Below are 8,514 nucleotides of genomic sequence, written 5' to 3' on the forward strand. Positions count from 1 at the left end.
CCAGCCGACACCGACCCGCATGCCGGACTTCATCGTGTCCGACAGGAAGCTGCCGGTTTTGGCACTGATCGCTGGTATGGGATCGGCATCGGCTGCCGAAAGCGGCGCCACCAGCGCCTGCTGCAGCCCGAACGTCTTCTCCAATGCGCGCTCAAGCCGCACGATTTCCGACAATTCGCTCTCGATGGTGATCTTCACTTCGTTGCGCGCCCGGGCATCCGCCAGCATGCGCACGATGGTGACGCGACCGACGCCGAGCACGTCGGCGATCTCGTTCTGCGTCATCTGTTCGACGAAATACATCCAGGCGGCGCGAATCCTGAGGCGATCCGTCCGGCTTTCGCTGGCGACCTGCTCGGTTGCCTCGCCTCGACCGTCTTCGCTTTCGCCCTGTCGTCGTCTGCCCAAGTCTGTCTCTCCCCCTGCGGCGACGGACGAGGGCGCCGCCGCCGATTCTGCATGCTGGTCTAGTATCGCCTATTGATCTACCTATCGATAGGAACAATGTAGAGAGTGGCGGCTGCCCCGGTCGGCTATCCGCAGCAAATTTCAAGGCGATCCGCGATGCTCCGACAAATCTCCGAAGATGTCCGCGTCAATCTGAAGGACCGGCTGCGGGAAGTCCGCGAAATCATCCGCCAGAGCCGCCATGACGGCAGCGGCGATGCCAGCATCCTGCGCGAAGCAACCAGCCATCTGCCGCCGTTTCCAGGCAAGGGCATCGAAGGCCTGCTCAGCCATGCCGCGAGTGCCGTCGACGAAGCACTGTCGATCGCCGAAGCTTTCGTCCCGCATGAGCGCCCGATCAAGGTGGACGGCACCACGGTGAAGGGCCTCGGCACCTATTTCCCGGTCGGCAACGAGGATCGCCAACTGGACGCCGAGCGCCTGTTCCGGCGCGATATGTATTATCTGACCAAAGCGGTGCTTGCCGGCCTGAACATCGACAATGCCCGCATCCACGAAGCCGATTTCGCGGCCGTCCATGCCACGATGCGCAAGCGGCATGGCGATCTCCTGGCCGCATTGGCCGCGCCGGGTGCCGGACTGCAGGCAATCGCGGCCACCTGCTCGGCGCTGCTGGTCGAGTGCCTCAATCAGCGTCCCGTTCGCTTTGCCGAGACCGTGCCGGGAACGCCGGCGGGCGGCCGGGCGCTCGACATAAGCTGCCTGGCGCCGCTCGCTTTGGCCTGCGGCCTGGCGACCACCGGCAGCGACGGCGCGCCGGAGCCGGACATGCTGGAGATCGCGATCCTGGCGGCGGATATTCGCCACGATCGCATCGTTCAGGCTTGCGCCAAGGCAAACCCGATCGCTGAGCTGACACCGGTCTTCGCCACCTTGCTTGCCCATCTGCCGTAGTCAGCCGGCCTGGGCTAGCCTTCAGCGGCCATGGCCATGATCGCTTTCTTGGCGCGCTGGATCGAAGCCGGGCTCATCGAGAGTTCGGTCAGCCCCATCTTCACGAAGGTCGCAATCAGATCCGGACGGCCGGCCGCCTCACCGCACATGCCGACCATGATACCGGCGGCGACGCCGGCTTTTGCCGTCATTTCGATCGCCGATATGACGGCCGGATTGGTGACATCGTTGAGCTTGGCGACGGTCGGATTGAGCCGGTCGGCGGCCATGATGTACTGGGTCAGATCGTTGGTGCCGATCGAGAAGAAAGCGACCTCCTTGGCCAGCGCCGGGGCGATGAGCACGGCGGCCGGGGTTTCGATCATGACGCCGAGATCGAATGATGCGTGCGGCACGCCTTCGGCTTTCAGCTCGGCCGTGCATTCGTCGACCAGCACGCGCGTCTGCCTGACCTCCGAGAGGTCGGACACCATCGGCAGCATCACCTTGATGTTGCCGTGCACGGCTGCGCGCAGCAGCGCCCGCAGTTGGCGCTTGAAGATGTCGGGCCGGTCGAGACACATGCGGATGCCGCGCCAGCCGAGGAAGGGATTCTCCTCGTCGGGAAATTCGATGCCGGCAATCGGCTTGTCACCGCCGATGTCGAGCGTGCGCACAATGACCGGATAAGGCGCAAAAGCCTTGGCCAGCGCCGCATAGGTCTCGGCCTGCATGTCTTCCGAGGGCAGATGCATATGGCGCATGAACAAAAGCTCGGTGCGGAACAGGCCGATGCCCATGGCACCAGCCTCTTGCGCCGCTTCGATTTCCTCGAGTGAGCCGATATTGGCCGCCACCTCGATGATCCTGCCGTCGGCGAGCTTCGGCGTCACCGTCTTGAAGACGGTCAGCCCGGCGCGCTCCTTTGCCGCCGCTTCGACGCGGCCGGCGAAATCGGCACGGGTCGCCTCGTCGGGGTCGATGATCACATGGCCGGCATTGCCGTCGAGCGCGACGTCTCGCGCGGTACGCAAGGCATTGACCTGGTCGCCGAGGCCGAGCACTGCCGGAATGCCGTGCGAGCGCGCGATGATGGCGATGTGCGAGGTGGCGCCGCCATGGCCGCACACCACGCCGCCGATACGCTTCAGCGGCGCGCGTGCCAGATCCCAGGCGCCGATGTCGTCGGCGATCAGGATAGCCCCTTCGGGGATGTTTTCGAGGCTGACATCGTCTTGGCCCAGCAACACCAGGCAAATCTGCCGCCCAACGGCGTGGACATCATCTGCCCGCGCGTTGAGATAGTGATCGTCGACGGCGCTGAATTCGGCGGCAATGGTGGAGGCGGCGGTGATGACGGCGGAAACCGCGTCGTTGCCGCCCTTGATCAGGCCCTCGGCCTCACCAGTCAGGCTGTCGTCGGCGGCGATATCGCGCAGCGCGGCGACGATGCCGCGGTCTCCAGCCGACAGGCTGTCCTGCGCCAACGCATGATCCATGCGGGCCTGGACCGCGCCGACAGCCGTGCGGAACCTGTCGATCTCGCCTTTTATCTCCTCGGCCCGCAACATGCGGCCCTGTCCGGCGATATCGGGTGGGAAATGCGCAAAGGCCGGGCCGATGGCGAAACCTTCGCTGGCGGCCACGCCACGCAAGCGGTTTGCCCCGCCAGGTGCCGCCGGCACGGATCCCGGCGCGGGTGCCGCTTCCTGCCCGGCATCGTTGGCTGGGCTCTGCGCTTCCGCTTCATCATCGAGGCCGGCCCGCGGATTCTCGAGATAGCCGATCAGCGCCTCGAGCGCCTCGATGGCATCGGCGCCATTCGCCCGCACCGTGACTTCCTGGTTCTCCTTGACCGCCAGCAGCATCAGCTTGACCGAACTCTTGGCGCTGACCGCCTTGCCGTCCTTGATCAGTTCGACGTCGGATTCGAAGCCCTTGGCGAGCTTCACGAACCGCGTCGCGGGACGGGCGTGCAAACCTTCATGCACTCTGACGATGGTCGAGCGTTCCATGGCAAATACTCTGGTTTTGGGCGCCGCTCCCAACATGGGCCGCGGCGCGAATGCTGTCAGGCGGCGATGGTGATGATCGCGCCGGTCTTCAGGGCGGCCACGAGCGCTTGCGGATCGACTTGCGACGCACAGATCTCGCCCGGTCTCTCGGCCTCGGTAGCGCCGTTGAACGAAATGACGACATGACCCATTTCCAGCACCTTGCTCCACGCGCTGGAGCCGACCGCTGTGATAACAGCGGCAACCGGGCCGAGGGTGATCGAAGCGCCCTTGGCGGGCGCTCCGTCACTTGGTCCCTGCTCCGCCTTGTGGAGCACCGAAACCTCGGCAAGCTCCGGCGGCGAGCCATCCGCAAACAGGATGACCACGCCCCCTTCGGCAAGGTCCGCCACTTCGGGGCCGATGGCAGTGACCCGTGTTCTCAAAAGAACCGTCATATGGCGAACCTCATTTTCTCAAACTTTCCCTAGAGCGGTGAACCGCTCTATCTCTTTGTTTTGACGCAGTTTCCAAGGGAAAGCATTGTGCGCTTTTCCCGGAATTGCCTTAGAACACGATCAGGCTGACGACCCAGGCGATCAGCACCGAGACCGGACCCATGATCTGGCGGCTGATGAGCACCGCCGGAACGCCGATTTCGATCGTCTTAGGCTTGGCCTCGCCGAGCGCCAGGCCGACGGGGACGAAGTCGCAGCCCACCTGGGTATTGTAGGCAAACAGCGCCGGCAGTGCCATTGCCGGCGAAATCGTGCCGTTGGCGATCTGCGGGCCGATGATGGCGACGCCGATGACCTGCGCGATGACAGCGCCTGGCCCGAGGATGGGCGACAGGAACGGCAGGCCGCAGATCGCCGAGATGATCAGCAGGCCGACGATGTTGTTGGCCAGCGGACCCATCGGCTGCGCCAGCACATCGCCGATGCCGGTATACAGGATCAGACCGATGAGCATGGTCACGAAGGCCATGAACGGCAGCACGTTGCGGATGACCTGGTCGATGGTGCGGCGGCCGGCATTGAAGAAGATGCCGACGATACGTCCCATGACGCGGCCGATCGTGCTGATGAGGCCGATCAGCCCACCTTCGCTCGGCAGCGGCTGTGGTGCCGCGGTCGCATTGTTGTTTGAACTCATCGCTGCTGCTCCCCCTGCAGTCGTGATCGTTTCGGATCCGTCCGCCATTGTGATGTTGGCCGGCTTCACGCCCGAAACGTAGATGTCCTCGGTGATGAACTGGGCCAGCGGCCCGGATTGACCGACCGGCGTCAGATTGACGGTCGGGATACGTTTGCGCGGATAGACGCCGCATCGTGCGGTGCCGCCGCAATCGACGACGACAACCGCCATCTCGCTTTCGATCGGCGGTGCCCTGAAGCCGTCGACGGCCTCGGCGCCGGTCATGTCGGCGATGAGCTGCGCCACCGGGTGAATGCCACCACCGGTGACGGAAACCACCTTGCTGCGCTGTTCGGTCGGCTCGATGATGAGCGGGCCACCCCAGCCGGTTTTGCCCTGGGAGATTTTTACGGCTTTATATGTCTTGGCCATGATGTCCTCCCCGCCCTTACAGCTCGACGCCTTGGCGGCGTGCCATGATCGCGGTGATGCGTTCGGTCAGCATGCCCTTGAGCAGGATGACGACGAGGCCGACGATGGCGTACCAGATCGCCACCTTGACGTGGTAGCCGGCGACGACGACGCCCTTCTTTTCCAGCTCCAGCAGCGCGACGAGAATGCCACCCCAGACGAAATACTCGCCGGGATTGATGTGCGGGAACAGGCCGAGCGGCGGGTGCACATAGGACACGGCCGCGTCATAGAAGGCTGGCTTGTGCTTTTCTTCCAGGAACGATCCGAACGTATAGGCCATCGGATTGGTGAGGAAGAACACCGCCAGCAGCGGCAAAAGCGTGTAGCGCGTCAGCGCGATCCGGCCGGCGCCGCGCGCCAGGCCATGCACGCGCTCTTCACCGACCAGTTCGGTGACGGCATAGAAGGCCGTCATCAGCACGACCAGCGTCGGAATGATGCCGGTGACGAAGCCGGCGAAGACCTCGCCGCCCTTCTGGAAGATGCCGATGAAGTACTTGCCGATGGCGGTCAGCCAGCCGAGCTGCTCTTCCTGCTGGACGTCCTTCAGCTTTTCCTTGAACTGATCGACGGTGATCGGTCCGCTGTCCGCTTGTGCGAGGACAACGAGATGGTCGGAGGCATGCTCGACAGCGAGCTTGCCATGCAATGCGGCATCCGAAACCATGGCACCTGCGACATGCAGATTGTGCACGGCCATGTCGGCATGCTGCGCCAACAACGAAAATACAGACATTTCTCCTCCTTATGCCACCCGCCGGTTGATCCCAGTCGGTGCGCGGCGTCCTCTATCCCTTTGATTTAGAGCCCGAAATCATCCGGCTCTAAGCCCTTGCTACGTTCAAACCGGACAGGCCCGGCTTCTTCCCCGGCTCCGACCGTGTCTTGTCGATCTGCTCGATCGCCCGTTTCACGGCCTCGGCCACACCGGGTTCCCCCTCCCCCATGATTGCAGGGTTGGACCGGAGTCGATCGAGGGGAACACCCTCGAATTCTTCATGTCTCTTGAACTTGGTGAAGACGGAACGGCCGCTCATCACCATCAGGCGGCGCACGACCAGATCGGGCGTCACCACCACGAGCGCGATGGTGCCCTTGGCCAACCGGCCGCGAAAATTGCCGGCTCCGACGAAGCCGTCCTTGTACTGGTCGGTGACGCCCCTGAAGACATCCGAATAATGCCGCATCTGCAGCCAGACGCCGAGCGACTGCAGCGCCCACACGATAACCAGCAGAAGCAGTCCCCACTGCCAAATCGCCATTCGGTTCTCCTCCCGAAGCCTCAGTTGAATCGCACCTTGGACCGGCGCGTGACAACAGCAAAGTGAGAACATTTGTTTCCGAGAATGTCAATATGTATGATATTGGCCTCTGAAGCGGTCATCCACAGGGCCGCTGACAGATTTCGGCGGCGGCGCGCTTGTGCTAGGCTGACCGGGAAACAGGATACGAGGAAACATGGACCTGCCCTTCAGGGACGAACTGGCCTTGATGCCCGATCTTCGCCATCGGCTGCGGCAGTTGCGCTGGTTCCGCGCCACCTTTCGCGGCAGCGCCAAGGTGGTCTCGGACACGTTCGGCGTGCGCTTCGAGATCGACGAGGCCAAGCTCACCAGGGCCTTTCTCGACTGGGTCGAGATCATGGAGGGGCAGAAGCGCTTCGCCGCGATCGACCGCGCCGACTTCATCGTCTTTGCCGCCGGCCTCGTGCTGCGTGAGCTGATAAAACAGGCGCCGGCCAGGGAAATCTCCGGCCTCACGCAGCTGATCGAGACGGAAACGAACGCCGGCACGCTGGAAATCGTCCGCTTCTGGCCGGAGGGTTTCCTCTACACCAACTACTGCGTCTCGGTGATTTCGGCGATCCACGAGCAGGAATTCGGCACGACACCCGGGATCGACAAATGCGCCGACGATTTGCGCACCTGGTGGTCCTATCGCGAGAATGTGACCGAGATGCCGGCCTATGCGGTGGCTTTCCTCGACCGCTTTCTCGGCGCCGAACCGAACTGGATCACCCCGGATCGCGCGCAGTCCCGGCAAGCCATGCAACGGGCGCTCGTGTCTTCCCGTGCGAGCGATGCGTTGCGCCAGCTTTGAGCCCGCTCTTCGCGCCCCCAAAACCGCACGTGCTATTGAACATTTGACTTTTTGCCGATAGCGATGTGCGAAAATTGACTCGAGAGGGAAACGCGTGGCGCGACCAAGGCCTATTATTTTCGATTGCGACGGCGTTCTTGTCGACAGCGAGCCTCTGGCCGCCCGCGCCTATGAGCGCGTCTACGAAAAGCACGGCATGCCCGGCGTCAACACCAGCGTCATCGCCCAATGCATCGGCATGAAGCAGTCCGATATCATCGCCAGGATCAAAGATTTGACCGGCCACCAGTTTCCGGCGGCGGCGGACGGCGACATCTGGGCCGAGACCAAGGTGCTGTTCTCGCAGGAATTGAAGCCGACACCGGGAATCACTGCCTTTCTGGAGGCGCTTGCAGGCGACCGCTGTGTCGCCTCGTCCTCCTCCGTCGAGCGCATAAACCACAGCCTTGCGGTGACCGGGCTGGCGCGTTTCTTCGGCGATGCGATCTACAGTTCCTCGATGGTCAAGAACGGCAAACCCGCGCCGGACATCTTCCTCTTCGCGGCGGACAAGATCGGCGCCAATCCCGTTGACTGCATCGTCATCGAGGACTCGCCCTTCGGCATCCAGGGCGCGATCGCCGCCGGCATGACGGCGATCGGCTACACCGGTGGCGGCCATACCTATGCCGAGCACGCCGCGCGGCTGACGGCTGCCGGTGCCGATTTCGTCTGCGCCGACTGGCAAGAAGTTAGCCGGCAATTGGCTAGGTTTGGTGTGCCGGCCTAGTTTAGACGATACTTTGTGAATCCACGGCTGGCCCATTCGCCAGGCGGCACGAGTGAGCCCACACGGAAGTTGAAGGACAGGACCCTCGTCGCATCGGCGTCGACTTCGCATCGGAAATTTAGGTTGTACCAAGCGTTTCTGGTGCTGAAGGCGGCCTGCGGAGGATTGAGAACATTGCCTTTGTCCAGCGTAATGGTTGGCACCCATTTGACCGTATAGTCGGCACTTTGCAGTTCCCGGCTCAGAACGTTGCCGCAAAGGGTGGCCACCCGCTGACCGCGCGGCACATTCTCCATGGAGCTTGTAGCGAACGCATTGCCGGTTGCCCCTTGCGAGTAAAGCTTTCTGACGCCCGGAAGGCCGGAATAGATTGGTGATCCTGCAACGTCGTCGTTGGTGGGATTTGACCTTCCAGCATTCCCGATCGGCGCTTTGAAAGCTCTTGCGGGTTTGAACGTCATTGTCTTGGCAGGTTTGGACTTTGCCTTTCCAGTCGAAGCTGGAGGCGCCGGCTTGTCACCGGTCTCAGCCGTCAATGGCTTTGGCGTCACGACGGCTTGCTTTTCGTCAGGTTGCGGTGCGAGTTCTTGTTTGTCCGGCTGCTGTTTGTCGGTGTCCTCGGTCGCCTGCTTTTCCTCGCTTTGCGCGGGCTTTTCGTCCGGCGCAACGGTGGCCGGCTTCTCGTCAGGCTTGCTGGGG

The 8,514-nt window shown here is 62.9% G+C and carries 9 protein-coding genes and 1 pseudogene; 3 read left to right on the forward strand and 7 right to left on the reverse strand.

Features of this window, described 5'->3' with window-relative positions:
- A pseudogene (locus ENZ74_RS13090) lies at positions 1 to 408 on the reverse strand (sugar-binding domain-containing protein); the annotation flags it as partial.
- 156 nt (positions 409 to 564) lie between these two features.
- On the opposite strand from ENZ74_RS13090, the gene ENZ74_RS13095 reads away from it, so the two are divergent.
- The gene (locus tag ENZ74_RS13095) at positions 565 to 1,362 is read left to right on the forward strand and encodes a hypothetical protein (RefSeq protein WP_063169122.1); all 798 of its coding nucleotides are present in this window, start codon (positions 565 to 567) and stop codon (positions 1,360 to 1,362) included.
- 14 nt (positions 1,363 to 1,376) lie between these two features.
- On the opposite strand, the gene ptsP is transcribed toward ENZ74_RS13095, so the two are convergent.
- From ptsP to ENZ74_RS13120, 5 genes are all read right to left on the reverse strand, one after another.
- Positions 1,377 to 3,356, reverse strand: coding sequence for a phosphoenolpyruvate--protein phosphotransferase (gene ptsP, locus ENZ74_RS13100; RefSeq protein ID WP_063169123.1), 1,980 nt, complete (start codon positions 3,354 to 3,356; stop codon positions 1,377 to 1,379).
- A 56-nt stretch (positions 3,357 to 3,412) separates the two neighbouring features.
- On the reverse strand, positions 3,413 to 3,793 hold the full coding sequence (locus tag ENZ74_RS13105) for a PTS glucitol/sorbitol transporter subunit IIA (RefSeq protein WP_013529330.1): 381 nt from the start codon (positions 3,791 to 3,793) through the stop codon (positions 3,413 to 3,415).
- 109 nt (positions 3,794 to 3,902) lie between these two features.
- A complete protein-coding gene (locus ENZ74_RS13110) occupies positions 3,903 to 4,904 on the reverse strand; it encodes a PTS glucitol/sorbitol transporter subunit IIB (protein WP_013529329.1) in 1,002 nt (333 codons plus the stop codon).
- Between the two features lie 16 nt (positions 4,905 to 4,920).
- Complete coding sequence (locus tag ENZ74_RS13115) at positions 4,921 to 5,682, reverse strand: PTS glucitol/sorbitol transporter subunit IIC (RefSeq protein ID WP_013529328.1); 762 nt, start codon at positions 5,680 to 5,682, stop codon at positions 4,921 to 4,923.
- A gap of 88 nt (positions 5,683 to 5,770) precedes the next feature.
- The gene (locus tag ENZ74_RS13120) at positions 5,771 to 6,208 is read right to left on the reverse strand and encodes a transcriptional regulator GutM (protein ID WP_013529327.1); all 438 of its coding nucleotides are present in this window, start codon (positions 6,206 to 6,208) and stop codon (positions 5,771 to 5,773) included.
- 196 nt (positions 6,209 to 6,404) lie between these two features.
- Between ENZ74_RS13120 and ENZ74_RS13125 the strand changes: the two genes are divergently transcribed.
- Together ENZ74_RS13125 and ENZ74_RS13130 are read left to right on the forward strand one after the other, a co-directional pair.
- A complete protein-coding gene (locus tag ENZ74_RS13125; RefSeq protein WP_063169124.1) occupies positions 6,405 to 7,046 on the forward strand; it encodes a hypothetical protein in 642 nt (213 codons plus the stop codon).
- A gap of 94 nt (positions 7,047 to 7,140) precedes the next feature.
- Positions 7,141 to 7,815 carry an HAD family phosphatase gene (locus ENZ74_RS13130; protein ID WP_024503715.1) on the forward strand — a complete coding sequence of 225 codons (675 nt, stop codon included), beginning with the start codon at positions 7,141 to 7,143 and terminating at the stop codon, positions 7,813 to 7,815.
- On the opposite strand, the gene ENZ74_RS13135 is transcribed toward ENZ74_RS13130, so the two are convergent.
- A partial coding sequence (locus ENZ74_RS13135; RefSeq protein ID WP_127312805.1) for a DUF930 domain-containing protein occupies positions 7,812 to 8,514 on the reverse strand: 703 nt, incomplete at its 5' end. The genes ENZ74_RS13130 and ENZ74_RS13135 overlap by 4 nt on opposite strands.

The organism is Mesorhizobium sp. M7A.F.Ca.CA.002.15.2.1, from assembly GCF_003998715.1.
GTDB classification, from domain to species: Bacteria; Pseudomonadota; Alphaproteobacteria; order Rhizobiales; family Rhizobiaceae; genus Mesorhizobium; species Mesorhizobium ciceri.

Excerpts from the sequence above, each read along its gene's own strand:
- ENZ74_RS13095 (WP_063169122.1), top strand. The coding sequence starts at position 565 with ATGCTCCGACAAATCTCCGAAGATGTCCGCGTCAATCTGAAGGACCGG.
- ptsP (WP_063169123.1), bottom strand. The coding sequence starts at position 3,356 with ATGGAACGCTCGACCATCGTCAGAGTGCATGAAGGTTTGCACGCCCGT.
- ENZ74_RS13105 (WP_013529330.1), bottom strand. The coding sequence starts at position 3,793 with ATGACGGTTCTTTTGAGAACACGGGTCACTGCCATCGGCCCCGAAGTG.
- ENZ74_RS13110 (WP_013529329.1), bottom strand. The coding sequence starts at position 4,904 with ATGGCCAAGACATATAAAGCCGTAAAAATCTCCCAGGGCAAAACCGGC.
- ENZ74_RS13115 (WP_013529328.1), bottom strand. The coding sequence starts at position 5,682 with ATGTCTGTATTTTCGTTGTTGGCGCAGCATGCCGACATGGCCGTGCAC.
- ENZ74_RS13120 (WP_013529327.1), bottom strand. The coding sequence starts at position 6,208 with ATGGCGATTTGGCAGTGGGGACTGCTTCTGCTGGTTATCGTGTGGGCG.
- ENZ74_RS13125 (WP_063169124.1), top strand. The coding sequence starts at position 6,405 with ATGGACCTGCCCTTCAGGGACGAACTGGCCTTGATGCCCGATCTTCGC.